The sequence below is a fragment of the Myxacorys chilensis genome, from assembly GCF_059505265.1.
This window is the reverse complement of sequence record NZ_JCACKG010000191.1, coordinates 31,361-48,971: the sequence shown is the minus strand read 5'-3', so window position 1 is coordinate 48,971 and position 17,611 is coordinate 31,361. Positions and strand designations below refer to the sequence as shown.

The 17,611-nt window shown below is 49.2% G+C and carries 18 protein-coding genes; 10 read left to right on the top strand and 8 right to left on the bottom strand.

Annotated features, from left to right (window positions below; translation table 11 throughout):
* The 6 genes from AC5JLB_RS17280 to AC5JLB_RS17255 form a co-directional block, all read right to left on the bottom strand.
* Nucleotides 1-918 carry an NAD(+) kinase gene (locus tag AC5JLB_RS17280; RefSeq protein WP_495875064.1) on the bottom strand — a complete coding sequence of 306 codons (918 nt, stop codon included), beginning with the start codon at nucleotides 916-918 and terminating at the stop codon, nucleotides 1-3.
* Nucleotides 919-1,171: 253 nt separating this feature from the next.
* Nucleotides 1,172-1,477, bottom strand: coding sequence for an NADH-quinone oxidoreductase subunit NuoK (gene nuoK, locus AC5JLB_RS17275; protein WP_495693517.1), 306 nt, complete (start codon nucleotides 1,475-1,477; stop codon nucleotides 1,172-1,174).
* Nucleotides 1,478-1,489: 12 nt separating this feature from the next.
* Nucleotides 1,490-2,101: an NADH-quinone oxidoreductase subunit J gene (locus AC5JLB_RS17270; RefSeq protein ID WP_495875063.1), complete on the bottom strand. Its 612-nt coding sequence runs from the start codon at nucleotides 2,099-2,101 to the stop codon at nucleotides 1,490-1,492.
* Between the two features lie 51 nt (nucleotides 2,102-2,152).
* Nucleotides 2,153-2,734 (bottom strand): NAD(P)H-quinone oxidoreductase subunit I, encoded by a 582-nt coding sequence (gene ndhI / locus AC5JLB_RS17265; RefSeq protein WP_495875062.1) that lies wholly within the window; start codon nucleotides 2,732-2,734, stop codon nucleotides 2,153-2,155.
* A 40-nt stretch (nucleotides 2,735-2,774) separates the two neighbouring features.
* Nucleotides 2,775-3,893, bottom strand: a complete 1,119-nt coding sequence (gene nuoH / locus AC5JLB_RS17260) for an NADH-quinone oxidoreductase subunit NuoH (protein WP_495875101.1) — start codon at nucleotides 3,891-3,893, stop codon at nucleotides 2,775-2,777.
* Nucleotides 3,894-4,262: 369 nt separating this feature from the next.
* Nucleotides 4,263-5,417: a citrate synthase gene (locus AC5JLB_RS17255; protein WP_495875061.1), complete on the bottom strand. Its 1,155-nt coding sequence runs from the start codon at nucleotides 5,415-5,417 to the stop codon at nucleotides 4,263-4,265.
* A 402-nt stretch (nucleotides 5,418-5,819) separates the two neighbouring features.
* On the opposite strand from AC5JLB_RS17255, the gene AC5JLB_RS17250 reads away from it, so the two are divergent.
* The 9 genes from AC5JLB_RS17250 to AC5JLB_RS17210 all read left to right on the top strand — a co-directional run bounded on the left by AC5JLB_RS17250 (nucleotide 5,820) and on the right by AC5JLB_RS17210 (nucleotide 15,526).
* The gene (locus tag AC5JLB_RS17250; RefSeq protein WP_495875060.1) at nucleotides 5,820-6,185 is read left to right on the top strand and encodes a hypothetical protein; all 366 of its coding nucleotides are present in this window, start codon (nucleotides 5,820-5,822) and stop codon (nucleotides 6,183-6,185) included.
* A 194-nt stretch (nucleotides 6,186-6,379) separates the two neighbouring features.
* The gene (gene codA / locus AC5JLB_RS17245; protein ID WP_495875059.1) at nucleotides 6,380-7,666 is read left to right on the top strand and encodes a cytosine deaminase; all 1,287 of its coding nucleotides are present in this window, start codon (nucleotides 6,380-6,382) and stop codon (nucleotides 7,664-7,666) included.
* Nucleotides 7,667-7,762: 96 nt separating this feature from the next.
* The gene (gene purC / locus AC5JLB_RS17240; RefSeq protein WP_495875058.1) at nucleotides 7,763-8,515 is read left to right on the top strand and encodes a phosphoribosylaminoimidazolesuccinocarboxamide synthase; all 753 of its coding nucleotides are present in this window, start codon (nucleotides 7,763-7,765) and stop codon (nucleotides 8,513-8,515) included.
* Between the two features lie 156 nt (nucleotides 8,516-8,671).
* Nucleotides 8,672-11,119 carry a BamA/TamA family outer membrane protein gene (locus AC5JLB_RS17235; RefSeq protein ID WP_495875057.1) on the top strand — a complete coding sequence of 816 codons (2,448 nt, stop codon included), beginning with the start codon at nucleotides 8,672-8,674 and terminating at the stop codon, nucleotides 11,117-11,119.
* Nucleotides 11,120-12,025 (top strand): UDP-3-O-acyl-N-acetylglucosamine deacetylase, encoded by a 906-nt coding sequence (gene lpxC, locus AC5JLB_RS17230; RefSeq protein ID WP_495875056.1) that lies wholly within the window; start codon nucleotides 11,120-11,122, stop codon nucleotides 12,023-12,025.
* A gap of 18 nt (nucleotides 12,026-12,043) precedes the next feature.
* Entirely contained in the window at nucleotides 12,044-12,544 is a 501-nt protein-coding gene (gene fabZ / locus AC5JLB_RS17225; RefSeq protein WP_495875055.1) for a 3-hydroxyacyl-ACP dehydratase FabZ, read from the top strand.
* A gap of 200 nt (nucleotides 12,545-12,744) precedes the next feature.
* A complete protein-coding gene (gene lpxA, locus AC5JLB_RS17220) occupies nucleotides 12,745-13,551 on the top strand; it encodes an acyl-ACP--UDP-N-acetylglucosamine O-acyltransferase (RefSeq protein ID WP_495875054.1) in 807 nt (268 codons plus the stop codon).
* Nucleotides 13,548-14,723, top strand: coding sequence for a lipid-A-disaccharide synthase (gene lpxB, locus AC5JLB_RS17215; RefSeq protein ID WP_495875053.1), 1,176 nt, complete (start codon nucleotides 13,548-13,550; stop codon nucleotides 14,721-14,723). The genes lpxA and lpxB overlap by 4 nt, the downstream gene beginning before the upstream one ends.
* 131 nt (nucleotides 14,724-14,854) lie before the next feature.
* Nucleotides 14,855-15,526 carry a GvpL/GvpF family gas vesicle protein gene (locus AC5JLB_RS17210; RefSeq protein WP_495875052.1) on the top strand — a complete coding sequence of 224 codons (672 nt, stop codon included), beginning with the start codon at nucleotides 14,855-14,857 and terminating at the stop codon, nucleotides 15,524-15,526.
* 1 nt (nucleotide 15,527) lies between these two features.
* Here the strand turns inward: AC5JLB_RS17210 and AC5JLB_RS17205 are convergent, their stop codons facing one another.
* Together AC5JLB_RS17205 and AC5JLB_RS17200 are read right to left on the bottom strand one after the other, a co-directional pair.
* Nucleotides 15,528-15,887: a zinc ribbon domain-containing protein gene (locus tag AC5JLB_RS17205; RefSeq protein WP_495875051.1), complete on the bottom strand. Its 360-nt coding sequence runs from the start codon at nucleotides 15,885-15,887 to the stop codon at nucleotides 15,528-15,530.
* Between the two features lie 31 nt (nucleotides 15,888-15,918).
* Entirely contained in the window at nucleotides 15,919-16,227 is a 309-nt protein-coding gene (locus AC5JLB_RS17200) for a TIGR03792 family protein (RefSeq protein ID WP_495875050.1), read from the bottom strand.
* Between the two features lie 161 nt (nucleotides 16,228-16,388).
* Here AC5JLB_RS17200 and AC5JLB_RS17195 point away from each other — a divergent pair, with 161 nt between their 5' ends.
* On the top strand, nucleotides 16,389-17,570 hold the full coding sequence (locus AC5JLB_RS17195) for an RtcB family protein (protein WP_495875049.1): 1,182 nt from the start codon (nucleotides 16,389-16,391) through the stop codon (nucleotides 17,568-17,570).
* Nucleotides 17,571-17,611: the final 41 nt, after the last annotated feature.

Here is a 17,611-nt window from a genome sequence, read left to right as displayed (position 1 = left end):
TCAATTTCTGAAATGGTTGCCGTACTGAATTCGTGCCCCTGCCCACTGCAATTTCTCGCGTAGCGTTTGATAATACGAGTAATCTTCTCTTAAGATAATAAACTGAGCGTCATCCTCTGCCACCCGAATATCAACTCGCTGTCCGGGCCACATTGAAGTCGCCAGCACTCCATCCATCCAAAGCTTGGTACTCAAGTCTGGATCAGCCAACGCCCAAATACTGACCACAGAACCAGGTGGAATGACGATTGGGCGACTCGATAAACTCAGGGGGCAAATGGGCGTAATTGCGATCGCTTCCATACCCGGATGGATAATTGGCCCATTCGCGGCCACTGTGTAACACGTTGAGCCAGTCGGAGTCGCCACAATCAAGCCATCGCCTTGATATTGATCCACCACTGCACCGTCAATTTCCATTTCTAAAATTGAGGTAATCATCCGATCCGCAGAAGCGGGTTTGATGCACATCTCGTTGAGGGCGAGATAGCGATCGCTCACGGCCTCCAAATTCGTCCGATTGCCTTCATGCACTGCTGCCTGCAACATCATCCGACGCTGCACCGCAAATCGATCTTCTGCTAAGCGATCCCAAACCGTATCGCTGTCAAAATCATCGGGTGACTCGGTGAGAAATCCCAAATGTCCACCCACATTCACCGCCAATATCGGAATTCGATCCGCCGCTAAATTTCTTGCCGCAGAGAGCGCGGTTCCATCGCCGCCCAATACGATCGCTAAATCAATCGGTTGCGTCACCGATGCGAGAAACACAGGATAAGGATTATCTTTCGGACCGCTCGGACCTAACAGCACCCGACAGCCCCGATGTTCTAGCGCTTGGACACACTTTTCTGCCCAACGCTTACTCATCAGGTCGCCTGCCTTGTGAATAATAATGACTTGCTTTAACTGCACAACGCCAGCATCAGAAGGACTTCAAGTTGTTATACCATCTAGAACTCTAGGTTGATTCGTTTCTCGCGAATCCATTATGGAGATGAAGCGTTTTGTTGCAACCGTAGCCCGCTTTCGAGCGACGACCTCGTTAGGTTCATGACTAGCGTAGTTGCTTCACCTAGCCAAACAGTCAGGAGACACCCAAAAGCAAGGGGTGCATTAGACTGCACCCCGCGTAAGATAGGAGTCGTTGAATCGGAGTAGAATTTTTCTACCACTTAAGTAAGTTAAATTGCTCCATATCCACCGTGTCGCGATTTCGATAAATAGCCAGCACGATCGCTAGACCAACAGCAGCTTCAGCGGCTGCGATCGCAATTACAAACACCGTAAAAATTTGACCTTTAATCGTTTGCGGATCGAGATAGTTAGAAAATGCCATCAAGTTCAGATTCACGGCATTCAACATCAGTTCGATCGACATTAACACCCGCACCGCATTGCGGCTATTCACTAAGCCGTAAATGCCAATGCAGAACAACGCCGCCGCTACAAGAAGAAAATACTGGAGTTGCATACTAACCTACCCTTATTTCACCGTTTCATTACGACCTGACGGAACTAACTCACGAGGTCGCTCTGGCAACTTTAACGCCTCCGCTTGAGCCTTCTCGAAGTCATCATCAGGCAGAAACTCGCGACGAGCAAGCACAACCGCGCCAATCAGCGCCATCAGCAGCAAGATCGAAGCCAGCTCAAAGGGCAACAAGAAATCACTGAAGAAGTGCAAACCAATTACCACAACTGACGCATCTCCAGCTGGAGTCGCGCTGGAAATCGCCCACGGAGTCGAAAGTACCATCGTACTGAGGAGGGCAAAAATACCCCCGCAAACCGCTGCTGTTGCCGCCTTACGAATCCAGGCCCTCGGCACAGGCTGAAATTCTTGTCGCTTGTTGACCAGCATGATCGCAAACAAAATCAGGACGTTGACCGCGCCAACGTAGATTAAGACTTGCGCGGCGGCAATAAAATCTGCGTTCAGCAGTAAATAAAGCCCTGCGATGCTGATGAAGACACCGCCTAACAGAAAGGCGGAATACACAATGCTGTCGAGTAGCACCACCCCGATCGCGGCTCCTAACATCATCACTGACAGGATACCAAACGATACAATCTGAACTCCTTCCGCTAAATTCACGCTCTTCTCTCCAAATACAGGGGCAGACGACCCCTTAGGTCGTCTCTACAATTATTTTTCGGATTCTACAATTTCCTCAGGACGTGCCCCAGCTCGCTTCGATCCCGGAGGCAAATCATGGGGATCTAGAACTCCTTTGGGAAGATACACCAGTTCTCGCAACGGAGTCACCATTGCATCGTCTGTGACCTTATAGGGCAAGCGACCTAATGCCACACTGTCAAAATTCAACTCGTGACGATCGTAGGTTGAAAGCTCATACTCTTCAGTCATTGACAAGCAATTGGTAGGACAGAATTCCACGCAGTTCCCGCAGAAAATACAAACCCCAAAATCAATACTGTAGTGATTGAGTTGTTTCTTCTTCGACTCTTTGTTAAATTCCCAATCCACCACAGGCAGGTTAATCGGGCAGACGCGCACGCACACTTCACACGCGATACACTTGTCAAACTCAAAGTGGATGCGTCCCCGGAAGCGCTCAGACGGAATCAGCTTTTCATAGGGATATTGAACGGTTACAGGGCGACGGCGCATATGGTCAAAAGTAACAGCCAAGCCTTGACCAATATATTTACCCGCTTGAACCGCCTCTTTGGTGTAGTCACCAACTTGTTTAAGAAACTTTAGCATTGTGTTCTCCGCTCTTAAGGCAAAAGGCAAGGGTTGCGAATTAGCCACCAAACGCCACTGGAAAGGCAAGCTTTAAACCCGCCGTAATCAGCAAGTTCACTAGCGAAACCGGAAGCAAGAACTTCCAGCCTAAATCTAGGAGTTGATCAATGCGCACGCGAGGAACCGTCCAGCGCATTAAGATCGCAATGAAGATTAGAAAATACGCCTTGAGCAGGGTCATACCGATCCCTAGCACTGCTGCCACTACTTGCAACCAAGGCGTTGTGTCGCTGATATTCAAGAATCCTGCGATCGTACCTATTGGCACAAAGAATTCCCATCCGCCCAGATACAGAACCGCAAATAGCAGGGCTGAAAGGGTCAGGTTGACATAGGAGCCAATGTAGAACAAAGCAAACTTCATGCCAGAATACTCGGTCTGATAGCCTGCTACCAGTTCTTCCTCTGCTTCTGGCAAGTCAAACGGAATTCGCTCACATTCTGCTAAGGCAGCAATCCAGAAAATCAGAAATCCAACCGGCTGTCGCCAAATGTTCCAGCCCAAAATTCCGTAGCCCGTCTGCTGATTCACAATGTCCACCGTGCTCAGCGAGTTAGACATCAGCACGATCGCTAAGACCGACAGCGCTAGAGGCAACTCGTAGCTAATTGACTGTGCGGCAGCTCTCAGCCCGCCCAGCAGGGAGTATTTGTTGTTGGAGGCATAGCCCGACATCAGTAACCCGATCGGGACAACGCTAGAGAGCGCAATCCAGAGGAAAATGCCCATTCCGACATCGGTGATGATCATGTTCTGTCCGAACGGCACAATTAGGTAGGACAGAAACGCCGGAATAACAACGATCGCAGGACCCAACGTGAATAGTAACCCATCTGCTTTGGCGGGCACTACGTCTTCTTTAAAGACGAGCTTCAGTCCATCTGCAAGCGGAGCTAAAATTCCCAAAGGACCAATAAACTCAGGACCAATGCGCTGCTGAGCTGCCGCCGAAATTTTCCGCTCTAGCCACACTAGTGTAAAGACGCCTAGGGTCGCGCCAACTAGCATAATCAGCATTGGGAAAGGCATCCAAAGAACTTTAGCCACACCCGGAGGTAAACCAAAGCTCTTAAGGGATTCGATAAAACTTCCTTGAAGATCAATTCCTGGGTTCATAGTTCCCATTACGCAGCAAATCTTAAGCGTTGAAGCGTCGCGAAGCCCTCACGATGAAGATTCTTAACAACCCCAACGACTATCAGTATAGCGGTCTGACAGAGACCAAATCTTTCTAAAGCATTGAATTTCTAACCTTCTTACCCACCAAAGAATTCAATCTTCAAAACTGGAAGTCGCGCCCAAAGCTTTTATCCGTATTATGCAGCGAGTACATCTAACTTACGATCCATACTCTAGACCCCGTATTTTGCGCATTCCAATAAAGAAGCCCCCAGAAGCAAGATGTCTGAGGGCTGGAGTTCCTGAAAATCGTCACGTTGATATAGTTACAAGGGAATTGAAAAACGGCAAGAGGGGTCTCACCCATCAAGGGGCAATAAGTCTTTGTCGTTCATCGATCGGAACGTAAGGTGCTGAATGTAACCCTGTGTAAATTTGCGTCGGTCGAAAAATTCGATTTTCTCCCAATTGCTCTTTCCAATGGGCAAGCCAGCCAGCTGCCCGAGAAATGGCAAATACTGGCGTGAACAAATCTGTTGGTATGCCAAGTTTGCGGTAGACCAAACCGGAATAGAAATCTACGTTCGGGAAGATTCCTCGATGTCCAAGTTTTTCCTCCACCACCCGCTCTAGCTCAACAGCGATGTCATAGAACTTGTCTTGGCCAAACTTCTCAAACAGTTGCTCAGCCAACTGCTGCAAAATAATCGCCCTTGGATCTTTAACTTTATAGACTCTATGCCCAAAGCCCATGATTTTCTGCTTATGCTCTAGTCGAGCTTCGAGAAACGGGCGGACATTTGCCACCGAGCCAATCTGTTCTAGCATTTCCACCACTTCCTCGCTGGCTCCGCCATGCAACGGACCTGCCAACGTCCCGACTGCCGAGGCAATCACAGCATAAGGGTCGGTCAGAGTGGAAGCCGTTACCATAGCCGAAAACGTGGATGCATTAATGGTGTGTTCTGCATGAAGCATGAGCGACACATCAAAGATGCGAGCCGCGAAAGGATCAGGCTCTTGCTCATTCAGCATGTACAAGAAGTTTGCAGCATATCCTAAATCGTCTCTGGGCTGAACCGGATCATTACCCTTACGCATTAATTGAAATGCGGCCACCATCGTCGGAACTTTTGCCAAAATTCGGACGACTGCCTCTCGGATATAAGTTGGATCATCTAATGCCCGCTTTGAGTAAAACAGTCCTAAAGCGGCAGCAGACGCTTGCAAAGCATCCATCGGATGTCCGCTCTCTGGAAAGCACTTCATCATGTCCCGAACGCGGTACTTCAGGCGACGATGATACTGAATCTCATGCTCGAACTCCGCAAGAACGTCGCGGGTCGGTAGCTCATTCCAAATTAGGAGATAAGCAGTCTCAAGAAAGGTACTTTTGGTTGCAAGTTCCTGGATGGGAATACCGCGATATTCCAGGATTCCTTTTTGCCCATCCACAAAGCTGATGCTGGATTGGGTGGCGGGAACACCTTCAAGACCTGCCCTAAATTCACAGACAGTCATTCGTTCACCGTTAATAGTTGATGATTCACTGGTTAACTTATCAGATTCAGAAAAACAGTTTGTAGTGGTTCATCCGAATCTCAGGATTATAAATGATGAATTATTGAAACAACTTCCAGCCATTGAGCCATACAACGGTTGCTCCAGAGTTTCGCGACGCTTTAATCGTCATAACACCTCACCATTTCGGAATACCACACTTTGGGGATGGAAAGTACTTGTTTAAGATACAGATAAATTAAGATTTGCACTTTTTTATAAAAGACAATATTATCAGAATAGTAAAGATTTAAACCTTGACTAAATTGCATCTACCTAGTAGCCAACTGATTTCTTCCAGCGCCTGCTACATGCTGGAGAGAGATAGATTGGCACTTTCTATACACGTTCGTAAGGAGTTATATGCATCACAACTATTCCCATAATAAGACGGCTCATCAGCAGAATTGGGCATCTCGAAAAACAGCGAACTCACGTCATTTACACAAACCTGTTGAAGCCCAAGACCGAACTAGAACGAACCTTACCAAGCTGATTGAGTTAGACGCTCCTCTGCAGACGCATACTCATCTGGTTCTGATGTATGGTCCGTTTCAAACCGAAATGGCGGCTAAAGAGGGCCAAGGCGTAGCTTCATGGATTAAAGATTGTATTCGTCAACATGGTTTGCCTAGTCTTGTCCGGTTTGATTATCACCGCCGTGCGCAAATCTTTCGTCGAGACCAGTTTCAACCTTGGTTAGAGCCGTTGATGGATCAAGCGTGCTGACGACGAGAAACACTGATGAGAATGGTTAATCCTTCATAAAAGCAGTTTGGGCTGAAGGGTTAGAGGATTAGAACCTCTGTTTGCCACTAGCAATGTCTTAGAGCTTTCTCTAAAGTGCAGGATCGGACACCACAACACAAATTTCTAATCCGATAGAGTGGATTGATTAGAACTGCGAGTGGGTGGGTTAGATCATGACTTCTCAAAATTACGAGTTGCTGCTACGACGCTGCAAGCTTCTATCGGCACCCGATCGTACTGAAATTGTAGATATTGCAATTAGTGCACCCTGCACCGCAAACGGAACCGTCTCCCGAACGATTGCCGCGATCGCATCGCACATTGACGGCACAGCCGCAATTGAACTCGATGTTCAAAACCAGCTAGTCAGCCCTCCATTTGTTGAGTCTCACATTCATCTCGATTCTGCCCTCACTGCTGGGGAGCCGCGTTGGAATGAAAGCGGCACTCTGTTTGAGGGCATCGAAATTTGGCACGATCGCAAGCAAACTCTCTCGCTTGAGGACGTGAAGCAGAGAGCGATCGCAACGCTGAAGCAGCAGGCCGCACAAGGGGTGCTGTTTGTGCGCAGTCATGCCGATGTCAGCGAAGCGAGCTTAACAGCGCTTGTAGCGCTGCTAGAGGTGCGTGAGGACGTAAAAGATTGGCTGACTCTGCAAGTCGTGGCATTTCCGCAAGATGGCATCTACGGAAGTCCGAAAAACCAAGACTTGATGGAAGAAGCGCTCAAAATGGGCGTAGATGTGATCGGTGGCATTCCTCACTATGAGTTAACGCGAGAAGACGGCGTTAACTCAGTGCATCAGATCTTTAAATGGGCAGAGCAGTACGATCGCTTAATTGACATTCATTGCGACGAAATTGATGATGATCAGTCGCGATTCTTAGAAGTGGTGGCCGCGTGCGCTATCCGTCATGGAATGGGGTCACGAGTCACTGCCAGTCACACGACGGCATTTGGCTCCTACAACAACGCTTATGCCTTCAAACTACTCGGATTTCTTCAGCGCACCCAACTCAATTTCATTGCTAATCCGTTAATTAACATCACCTTGCAAGGACGCACCGATACTTATCCCAAACGACGAGGGGTAACCCGTGTCAAAGAACTTTGGCAGCAGGGCATCAACGTTAGTTTAGGACATGACTGCATTCAAGATCCCTGGTACTCACTGGGAACAGGCAACATGTTAGACGTTGCATCAATGGCGGTTCATGTGTGCCAGATGACGGGAATGGCAGAGATTGACGCCTGCTATAACATGGTGACCTGGAACGGAGCTAAAACTCTGAACTTAGAAGAGTATGGAATTGCCGTGGGCAAGCCTGCAAATTTAATTGTGTTGGATGCCTGCGATCGCTATGACGCAATTCGTCGTCGCGCGACTGTTCGACATGTGATTTCTCAAGGCAAGCTACTTACTAAAACCAGTCCCGCAGAAGTGACTTGGCAAGAGTGACTTGGCAAGAGTGACCTAGCTGATGCGGTTTGCTTCCAAGTTAAAATAACTCAGTCCCTTTGCGAGTTGTTTCGCAAGTTACTAAAACCGCACACTATGGCTGTTGGTCAAAAGCTCTACGAAGGCAAAGCTAAAATTCTCTACGCTACAGAAGATCCTAATATTCTCCTAACGCACTTCAAGGACGATGCAACAGCGTTCAATGCCCAAAAAAAAGGCAGCATCACTGGAAAAGGCGAGTTTAACTGTGCGATTTCAACCCATTTGTTTAAGTTGATGGAGGCGAACGGCGTTCCAACGCATTTTATCGATCGGACGTCCCCCAATGAGATGCGAGTCAAATCTGTAAAGATTTTGCCGTTAGAAGTCGTTGTCAGGAACATTGCTGCCGGGAGTCTCTGTCAACAAACAGGATTGAAGCTAGGAACGATTCTGACCCCTCCCTTAGTGGAGTTTTATTACAAAAACGATGAACTTGGCGATCCATTATTAACTTTCGACCGTCTACGAGTCCTTGATCTAGCTACCCCGGATCAAGTAGATCAATTAATAGAACTAGCGTCGCGGATCAATCAGATCCTGACGGACTTTTTTCAGCAGTGTGGCATCACCCTCGTAGACTTTAAGTTGGAATTTGGCTGCGTTTCCTCAGTTGGTCAAAGTGCTAATCACACGGGTCAAATTATTCTGGCAGATGAGATTAGCCCAGATACCTGTCGGTTATGGAACCAGGCGGAATCTGATCCTAATAAGCGCGTGATGGACAAAGATCGATTTCGGCGAGACTTAGGCAACGTCGAGGATGCCTATCGTCAAGTAATGGAACGGGTGCTGCAACAGACTATATGAGTGCTAGAAGAATTCCTGGCACTGATAACCGAGGATTGATACCCATGATGCGGTAGAATTTCACAGTTCTGTCAGGATCGGGACTGCTTCTTACTATCGTGATGTAGAGTCTGCTTTGTGCAGAGGTCTGAGGACGTGCGAAATACTGTGAACAAAATGCGTTTATCTCCTGCCTTAATGGCAGCCCTTTCGATTGCGGCGATCAGTTGCGCGACTTCTGCTAACGCCCAAACTTCTAAAGCTTCAGCCAAATCAGCGACGAGTTCAGCTCGCTCTGTTGTGGTGAATTCTGTCGTTTCCACAGCGCTGAAGCGTGCCGTAGCCCAATCGGATCTTAAGTTGAAACCACTTTCAAAAGATGTTGTGGTAGAGACGATTCCCGTTTCAAAGCGAGCAGCCGTTGCGCCGTCATCCCAACCGGTTCCTCGAACCTCGCTTCAGGCGAAAGCTGTGAAACTGGCACAAGGCGGCTCGATCGAGCAGGAAACACCGAACCGAATTCAAGTTGATCCGCTCAATCCATCTCAACCGGCTCCGTCGCCAACGCCTCAACCCACGATTCCCGCTGCACCCACGGCACCAGCCAATCCGGTTTTGCCCCCTCAACCTGCCACTCCTCCGTCTGGGACTCAAATTACCCCCGCTCCTGGAGTTCAGACCTCTCCAAGTCCGGTTGCTCCTCCAGAAACAACGCCGACCGATCCGTCTGTTACACCACCTGCTACTCAGCCCGGTCAGCCTGATCAACCGAGTCAACCGGAGCAAAATGCTGAACCGGAACCCCAGGTTTTGGTCAGTGAAGTACTGGTTGTAGGTGCAAATGAAGAACTACAAGCCGAAGTTTACCGGGTAATTCGGACTCAGCCCGGACAAACAACGACGCGATCGCAGCTTCAAGAAGATATCAATGCGGTCTTTGCAACAGGCTTTTTCTCGAACGTGAGAGCAAACCCGATCGATACACCACTTGGGGTACGGGTCACCTTTGATGTCACGCCAAATCCGCCACTGCGATCGGTTCAAGTAGAAGGGGGCCGAGTGCTTCCATCCAAAGTCGTTCAAGATATTTTCAGTCCGCAGTATGGCAAAATTCTCAACCTACGCGATCTGCAAAACGGCATTCAGGAACTTAACAAGTGGTATCAGAGCAATGGCTATGTTCTGGCACAAGTTGTAGACGCGCCGAGGGTCAATCCCGATGGCAATGTTACCTTGCAAGTCGCTGAAGGAGAAGTTGAAGCGCTGCAAGTCCAGTTCATTAACAAGGAAGGTCAAACCCAAGACGCGAAGGGTAATCCGATTCGGGGACGGACGCGTCCATTCATTGTCACTCGCGAGTTTCAACTAAAGCCGGGGGATGTCTTTAACCGCAACACGGCAGAACGTGACCTACAGCGTGCGTTTGGTCTCGGCATTTTTGAAGATATCAAGCTTTCCCTGCAACCAGGACAAGATCCTCGGAAAGTTGTTGTCGTGGCAAACGTGGTTGAGCGCAACACCGGAAACTTTGGGGTTGCAGGTGGCTTTAGCTCGGCGAGCGGCTTGTTTGGTAGCGTCAGCTTTGGACAGCAAAACTTTGGGGGCAACAACCAAAAACTAAATGCCGAAGTTCAGATTGGTCAGCGTGATCAACAGTTTGACCTGAGTTTTACCGACCCCTGGATTGCAGGTGATCCATATCGCACGTCCTACACCGCTAACCTATTCCGTCGCAGAACCATTTCGCTGATTTTTGAGGGTGGCGATCCGGAAATTGAATTACCGAATGGCGATCGTCCTCGCATTGTTCGCACAGGGGGCGGCATCAGCTTTAGTCGTCCGCTCTCGAAAAATCCCTACGAGCGCTCAGAATGGAATGCGTCTCTCGGCTTGCAATATCAGCGGGTGTCGGTGCGCGATGCGGATGGCGAACTCAGTAATCGGGATGAACTGGGCAATCTGTTGAGCTTTGATCCGTCTGGTAAAGATGATTTGTTTACGGCTCAGCTCGCGTTTGTGCGCGATCGCCGTAATGATTTTCTTCAACCCACTAGCGGATCCCTGCTGCGATTTAGCACAGAGCAATCGGTTCCTGTCGGATCGGGCAGTATTTTCTTCAATCGCCTCCGAGGAAGCTACAGTTTCTACATTCCAACTCGGCTGCTGAAAATTTCACCCGGATGTCGTGACCAGAAGCCTAGAATTGGAGAGGAACCAAACCGCGAAGGTTGCCCGCAAGCCTTTGCCTTCAACGTGCAGGGCGGAACGGTGTTAGGCGATATTCCTCCCTATGAAGCCTTCCCGCTTGGTGGGACGAACTCGGTGCGTGGTTATGATGAAGGAGATGTAGGTAGCGGTAAGAGCTATTTGCAAGCTACTGCCGAATATCGCTTCCCGTTATTCTCGATTATTTCGGGTGCGCTATTTGTTGATGCAGCCACTGATTTAGGAACTGGAGATAATGTTCCAGGTAACCCAGCGGGGGTACGAGGAAAGCCAGGAAGCGGATTTGGTTACGGCGTGGGAGTTCGCGTCAGATCGCCTCTCGGTCCGATCCGGATTGACTTTGGTATCAACGATCAAGGCGGTAACAATATCCGGTTTGGATTTGGAGAACGATTCTAAATGAACGATCGTCGTCAAGGTCTCAGCGTTGCCCAAGCAGAATCTGCCTCTGAGACTCGCCAGTGTACCTTGGCGTCCAGTCTCTCGCGATCGGGCGTGGGGCTTCACAGCGGCGCAACGACTCATGTGCGGGTGCTGCCTGCCGAACCCGGACGAGGACGCTACTTTGTCCGGGTCGATCTGCCGGATGCGCCTGAAGTTTTGGCAAAGGGTGAGGCGGTCAATCCCACTCTGCTTTCGACAGAGTTGGTGAGCGGTGAGGCACGAATTCGGACGGTGGAGCATTTGCTCGCCTCGCTTTCGGCGTTGGGAATCGATAACGCCCGGATCGAAATTGATGGAGCGGAAGTACCTTTGCTCGACGGGTCGGCGAAAGAGTGGACGATCGCGATCGCAGATGCAGGCATTGTTGCTCAATCCGCCCCACGCTCCACACTCACGCTTACAGAACCAATTTGGATTCGCGAGGACGATGCCTTTGTTGCCGCCCTGCCTGCGCCAGAATTGCGATTTACCTATGGCATTGATTTTGAAGTGAGCGCGATCGGCAATCAGTGGCACAGTTGGTCACCCCGGCAATCCTTGTTTGAAACAGAGATTGCCCCCGCTCGCACCTTTGGATTTGCCCATCAGGTTGAACAGTTGCGGGCAAATGGTTTAATTAAAGGCGGCTCGCTTGAAAACGCTTTGGTTTGCAGCCCAGAAGGATGGATCAATCCGCCTCTGCGATTTGCAAATGAACCAGTTCGCCATAAACTGCTAGACCTCATTGGGGATTTAAGTTTGTTGGGGGCGTTTCCAACAGCTCATTTTCTTGCCTATAAAGCAAGCCATCGTTTGCACACTCAACTCGTTCGTCATATTCTTGCAATACGTCCTTCGTCACTAACGAACGACGGCTCTTGATTTTTAACCCCAAAGCTCATGTCAACTCTGCTCGAAACCCATGCGTCTGTAGAAAATCTCGCGACTGAGAGTGCTTCTGAGACTAAAACAACATTTACGCTTGAAGAAATTCATCAACTGCTACCTCATCGCTACCCGTTTGCGATGGTCGATCGCATTATCGATTTTGTGCCTGGCAAACTGGCAGTTGGAATTAAGAATGTCACGTTTAATGAACCTCAGTTTCAAGGGCATTTTCCGGGGCGTCCGATTATGCCAGGAGTGCTAATCGTCGAGGCGATGGCGCAAGTTGGCGGAGTCGTGCTGACGCAGATGGCAGACGTTCAGGACGGATTGTTTATGTTTGCCGGAATTGATGGCGTCCGGTTTCGGCGTCCGGTTGTGCCAGGTGATCAACTGGTAATGACAGTGGAACTGTTGTCCGTGAAGGGTCGTCGATTTGGGAAGATGCGTGGTCGTGCGGAAGTTGACGGTCAGCTTGCCTGCTCGGGTGATCTAATGTTTGCCTTGGTAGATTAAAATACGGACGATTGTTCGGGTTGTAATCTAGCGTTGTTGGATGTTCCCGTTTCAACTTGATCGGTGTAGACGCGATTAACGCCGGGTGAAACTTTAAAGAAACTGGCTCGCCAAGTTTCAAAGGGGACGCCGGGCGAAATCTGAGAACGTATCGCGTCTTTACATTGCTGCGCTCTTTCCCCCTTGTTTCTACCTCTGATATGACAACCCTAATTCATCCGACTGCTGTAATTCATCCTGAGGCTGAACTTCATCCAACCGTACAGGTTGGCGCGTACGCGGTGATCGGAGAACATGTGAAAGTTCGAGCGGGGACAATCGTCGGACATCATGTGGTGATTGAGGGCAACACTGACATTGGAGAGCGCAATCACTTCTTTCCAGGAGCCGCGATCGGGCTAGAGCCGCAGGATTTGAAATACGATGGGTCGCTGGGTCTGCTGAAAATTGGGAATGGCAATCAAATTCGGGAGTTTGTGACCATTCACCGCCCGACGCATGGAGATGACGTAACGCTGATTGGCAATGGCAATCTCTTGATGGCCTATACTCACGTCGGTCATAACTGTGTGATTGAAGATCAGGTAATTATTTCTAACTCGGTGTCGTTGGCGGGACATGTTTACATCGAGACGAAAGCCAGAATTAGCGGCGTGTTGGGCGTTCATCAGTTTGTGCGGATTGGGCGTCATGCAATGGTAGGTGGCATGGCCAGAATTGATCGCGATGTGCCGCCGTACATGATAGTAGAGGGAAATCCGGGTCGGATTCGGGCGTTGCACAAGATTGGACTCCAGAGATCGGGATTTTCGGTGGACGATTTGCAGCTTTTGAGAAAGGCATTTCGGATTCTTTACCGCTCTGGTCTACGACTGACAGAGGCGTTGGATCAGCTTGAGCTGTTGCCTGAAAATGAGCATATCCAGCATTTGCATCAGTTTATTCGACTATCGGTCTCGCCCGGACGTCGAGGGTTAACGCCTGTTTTAGTCAAAGGTGGCGAATGAAGCGGCGTATTTTCGTTAGCACGGGGGAAGTATCGGGAGATCTTCAAGCGGCGCTGTTAGTGGAAGCGTTGCAGAAGCAGGCGCGATCACTGGATATCGATCTTGAAATCTTGGCGTTGGGTGGCGATCGCATGGCAGAAGCAGGCGCAATCTTGCTGGGCAACACCAGCGCGATTGGCTCGATCGGAATATTTGAATCGCTGCCCTACATTCTGCCAACGCTAAATCTTCAGCAACGAGCAAAACAGTATTTGCTGCAAAATCCGCCCGATGCCGTGGTGATGATTGACTACATGAACCCCAACATCAGCATTGGTAGCTACGTTCGTAAACACTTGCCGCATGTTCCAACTGCTTATTTTATTTCGCCACAGGAGTGGGTGTGGTCGCACACGCTTGAAAACACCAAAAAGATTGTCAGCATTACCGACACGCTCTTAGCTATTTTTCCAGAAGAAGCCCGATATTACGCTCAGCATGGCGCAAACGTACGACTAGTCGGGCATCCCTTACTCGATCGCATGGAGGCGGCTCCCGATCGCGCGGCGGCTCGGGCAGCGTTAGGAATTCCAGACGAGCAGGTTGCGATCGTGCTACTGCCTGCATCGCGTCAGCAAGAAATCAAATATCTCATGCCGGTCATGTTTCAAGCGGCTCAGTTAATCCAGGCACAGGTTCCGACGGCTCACTTTTGGATTCCACTGTCGCTGGAGAAATACCAGGGTGCGGTAGAACGCGCGATCGCAAAATATCAGCTTCGCGCCACGATTTTAGAGAGTAACCAGGGAAAATCGACGCTAAGCGCGATCGCAGCGGCAGATCTGGCGTTGACCAAATCTGGTACGGTGAACCTCGAAATGGCATTGCTGAATGTACCGCAAGTGGTGATGTATCGGGTCAATCCAATCACGGCTTGGGTCGCCAGAAATATTATTAAGTTCTCCATTCCATTTATGTCACCGCCAAATCTGGTGCTGATGAAGCCGATCGTGCCAGAATTTTTGCAGGAGGAAGCAATTCCTCAAACCATTGCAGATGCGGCGTTAGAGCAGTTGAGGCCAGAGGTGAGGGAGCGGACGATCGCAGGCTATCAGGCGATGCGAGTCGCGTTAGGAGAACCGGGAGTGTGCGATCGCGCCGCTCAAGAAATTCTTAAACTGCTCAAACTCTGATTCTGAATTTTTTGATTTTGGATTTGATTCTGGCAATTAGATCGATTGGACTTCAAAGTTTTGCGATCAAGATTTCCTAGATTTCTGAACTATCGCCTAGACTCGAATAGGTGCTGTCAAATAGACCGGGGATGTATACCTACGCCTTTTTCAAAACGCCTCAAACAGATTTGCAGTTCGAGCAAGATGGAATTGCCGGACAGGTCGAAATTATAGGAACACCGACTCTTTCGGCGCTGGTGGAACCGAACCTAGATTTAGATGAAATTCAGCAAAATGATCATCGACTCGTTCAAGCGGTCTTGACCCACGATCGCATTATCTGCGACTTGTTCTGGACGACTGCAATTCTTCCCTTACGGTTTGGGACGTGGTTTGTCTCACCCGAAAATTTGCTCGAACATCTCGAATTACATCAAGATAAGTATCTGGCAAAGCTAAATCAGTTTGAAGGAAAAGCCGAGTATCGCCTCATGCTGATGCCCATCGACAACTCGCAGCCCCAGTTAGAGTCGGAGTTGCGAGGAAAAGAGTATCTTTTGGCCAAGAAACAGCGCTATCAGCAGCAGTTAGACCAACGCACTCAACAGCAGCAGGAATTGAAGACGGTACTCAATGCGATCGCGTTGGCCTATCCTAACCACATTCTGAAAGAGTCTCAGTCTGAAGGCGAGAAGCTTTATTTACTCGTGAACCGGGAAGCTGAAGACACGCTTTATTCGCGGCTAGAAGGGTGGCAAAATCTCTGCTCTAGCTGGGAATTAACGTTGGGTGAGGCGCTGCCGCCCTATCACTTTGTTTAGGTTAGCGTTTTGAGGCGGCGAATAAAAAGCTCAGAACTAGCAGCCCTACGATCGCAATCCAAACTCCATTGCGGCGAATCCAAGCTTGCGGCGATGAACTCGTTTCGTAGTTCGTTGGAGTACTGACCGTAGCGACGCGGCGATCGCGATACATCGTGCATTCCCACGCATCGGGGCGCTGTGGATAGTTGCAGGTGTCATCCGCGTGATAGGTACAGGTTCTACAGAGTGGCTCATTACCTGTAGCGCGATGGAGCGGAATGCCCGCGTGACCGTGCGCCTTTAATGGGGTGCGGCAGCGAGGACATGCGATCGCATCTCGATTTTTAATCGGTTGATGGCACTTAGGACAAGACAACATAACGGGTCAAGGGTTAGATGTGGGGAGTTTTTTAACGGTTGCCAAATTTGCGGACTTGATATTCAGCTTCTTCGAGAAAGGGAAACGACTGTCCCATTGCTTCGATGAACTTGCGATCAATTTCTTGTAGTACGTCTGCCGCAATCGATTTCCACGCTTCTTTACTTTGCCAATAAATCACCATGATTAGTTCTGTTTCGTCCTTTGGGTTAAACCAAATTTCTTTACCCGCATAGCCTGGATATTTTGCTAAAGCTGCTGTCCAGATTTCTGCGTCCTTTTTAATATAAGTTTCGCGTAATGCGATCGGCACTTTAACTTTGAGCCATTCAATCACCATAAGTTGATCTGTTACAGATAGACATCTCTAATTCGTAGTCATCTCTATTCTTACGCAGCCGTAGCTTGACAGTCTTGTATTATATATGTAGTATGTATACTACGGTGAGGCAATGGGCATCATCAAACCGTTATCGATACTCTACGAAGGAGGCAATCATCATGCCTTACGAAGCACTCAATCTTTCTACATCAACGCCTGTTTTATCGTGGGCAAATCACGACCTCGGCTCGCAAGAAATCAAAATGGCGAAAAACGTTGCCTCCTTGCCCTTTGTGTTTAAACACGTTGCGCTGATGCCTGATGTTCACTTGGGCAAAGGAGCGCTGGTTGGTTCTGTTGTCGCGACGAAAGATGCGATTCTGCCTGCGGCTGTAGGGGTCGATATTGGCTGCGGAATGTGTGCCATAAAGACGCCATTTGTGGCAGACCAACTTGAAGGTAAACTGAAGAAAATTCGTCAGGATATTGAAGCGATCATTCCGGTTGGCTTTAACGAAAACAAGGAAGCTGACAAAAAGGCGTTGAACTGGCAGGGATGGCACGACTTTAAGCATCTGCATTCAGGTGTGCAGCATTTAGAGAACAAAGCCCTGAAGCAAATGGGGTCTCTTGGCGGCGGAAACCACTTTATCGAAGTGTGCATCGATACCGAGAATCAAGTGTGGCTGATGCTGCATTCCGGGTCACGCAACATTGGCAATATGCTGGCGCAAAACCACATCAATACCGGAAAGAATTTGGCAAAGTTGGCGGGTGAGAAATTGCCTGATCCTGACTTGGCTTACTTTACGGCGGGAACTGCTGAATTTGAAGCCTATTGGCGTGATTTGCAGTGGGCGCAAGAGTATGCACAATTTAACCGAGAAGTGATGATGAGTCGCTTTCAAAAGGTCATTGAAAAGCATCTTGCGGGCGGGAAGCCGATCAAGCCGCTTATGTCGGTGAACTGTCATCACAACTATGCCGAAAAGGAAATTCATTTTGGTGAAGAGGTGTATGTGACGCGTAAAGGGGCAGTGCGTGCCCGTGAGACCGATTACGGCATCATTCCTGGATCGATGGGCGCAAAGTCTTACATTGTCAAGGGCAAGGGCAATCACGAAAGCTACTGCTCGTGTTCTCACGGGGCGGGACGATTGATGTCTCGCAACAAAGCTAAGAACGCTTACACCTTGGATGATTTGATTCAGCAAACAGAAGGGGTTGAGTGCCGTAAAGATGGAGGCGTGCTAGACGAAATTCCAGCGGCTTACAAGTCGATCGAATCGGTGATGGCAAACCAGGCTGATTTGGTGGAAGTTGTAGCAACGCTAAAACAAGTGGTTTGTGTGAAAGGTTAAGTCAAATCGCTAACTTATCAAATCAATTTAGAGATGCGTTC

Bases quoted from the DNA above. Each gene is read 5' to 3' on its own strand.
- nuoK (WP_495693517.1), bottom strand. From the start codon at position 1,477: ATGCAACTCCAGTATTTTCTTCTTGTAGCGGCGGCGTTGTTCTGCATT.
- ndhI (WP_495875062.1), bottom strand. From the start codon at position 2,734: ATGCTAAAGTTTCTTAAACAAGTTGGTGACTACACCAAAGAGGCGGTT.
- nuoH (WP_495875101.1), bottom strand. From the start codon at position 3,893: ATGAACCCAGGAATTGATCTTCAAGGAAGTTTTATCGAATCCCTTAAG.
- AC5JLB_RS17255 (WP_495875061.1), bottom strand. From the start codon at position 5,417: ATGACTGTCTGTGAATTTAGGGCAGGTCTTGAAGGTGTTCCCGCCACC.
- AC5JLB_RS17250 (WP_495875060.1), top strand. From the start codon at position 5,820: ATGCATCACAACTATTCCCATAATAAGACGGCTCATCAGCAGAATTGG.
- codA (WP_495875059.1), top strand. From the start codon at position 6,380: ATGACTTCTCAAAATTACGAGTTGCTGCTACGACGCTGCAAGCTTCTA.
- purC (WP_495875058.1), top strand. From the start codon at position 7,763: ATGGCTGTTGGTCAAAAGCTCTACGAAGGCAAAGCTAAAATTCTCTAC.
- AC5JLB_RS17235 (WP_495875057.1), top strand. From the start codon at position 8,672: ATGCGTTTATCTCCTGCCTTAATGGCAGCCCTTTCGATTGCGGCGATC.
- lpxC (WP_495875056.1), top strand. From the start codon at position 11,120: ATGAACGATCGTCGTCAAGGTCTCAGCGTTGCCCAAGCAGAATCTGCC.
- fabZ (WP_495875055.1), top strand. From the start codon at position 12,044: ATGTCAACTCTGCTCGAAACCCATGCGTCTGTAGAAAATCTCGCGACT.
- lpxA (WP_495875054.1), top strand. From the start codon at position 12,745: ATGACAACCCTAATTCATCCGACTGCTGTAATTCATCCTGAGGCTGAA.
- lpxB (WP_495875053.1), top strand. From the start codon at position 13,548: ATGAAGCGGCGTATTTTCGTTAGCACGGGGGAAGTATCGGGAGATCTT.
- AC5JLB_RS17210 (WP_495875052.1), top strand. From the start codon at position 14,855: ATGTATACCTACGCCTTTTTCAAAACGCCTCAAACAGATTTGCAGTTC.
- AC5JLB_RS17205 (WP_495875051.1), bottom strand. From the start codon at position 15,887: ATGTTGTCTTGTCCTAAGTGCCATCAACCGATTAAAAATCGAGATGCG.
- AC5JLB_RS17200 (WP_495875050.1), bottom strand. From the start codon at position 16,227: ATGGTGATTGAATGGCTCAAAGTTAAAGTGCCGATCGCATTACGCGAA.
- AC5JLB_RS17195 (WP_495875049.1), top strand. From the start codon at position 16,389: ATGCCTTACGAAGCACTCAATCTTTCTACATCAACGCCTGTTTTATCG.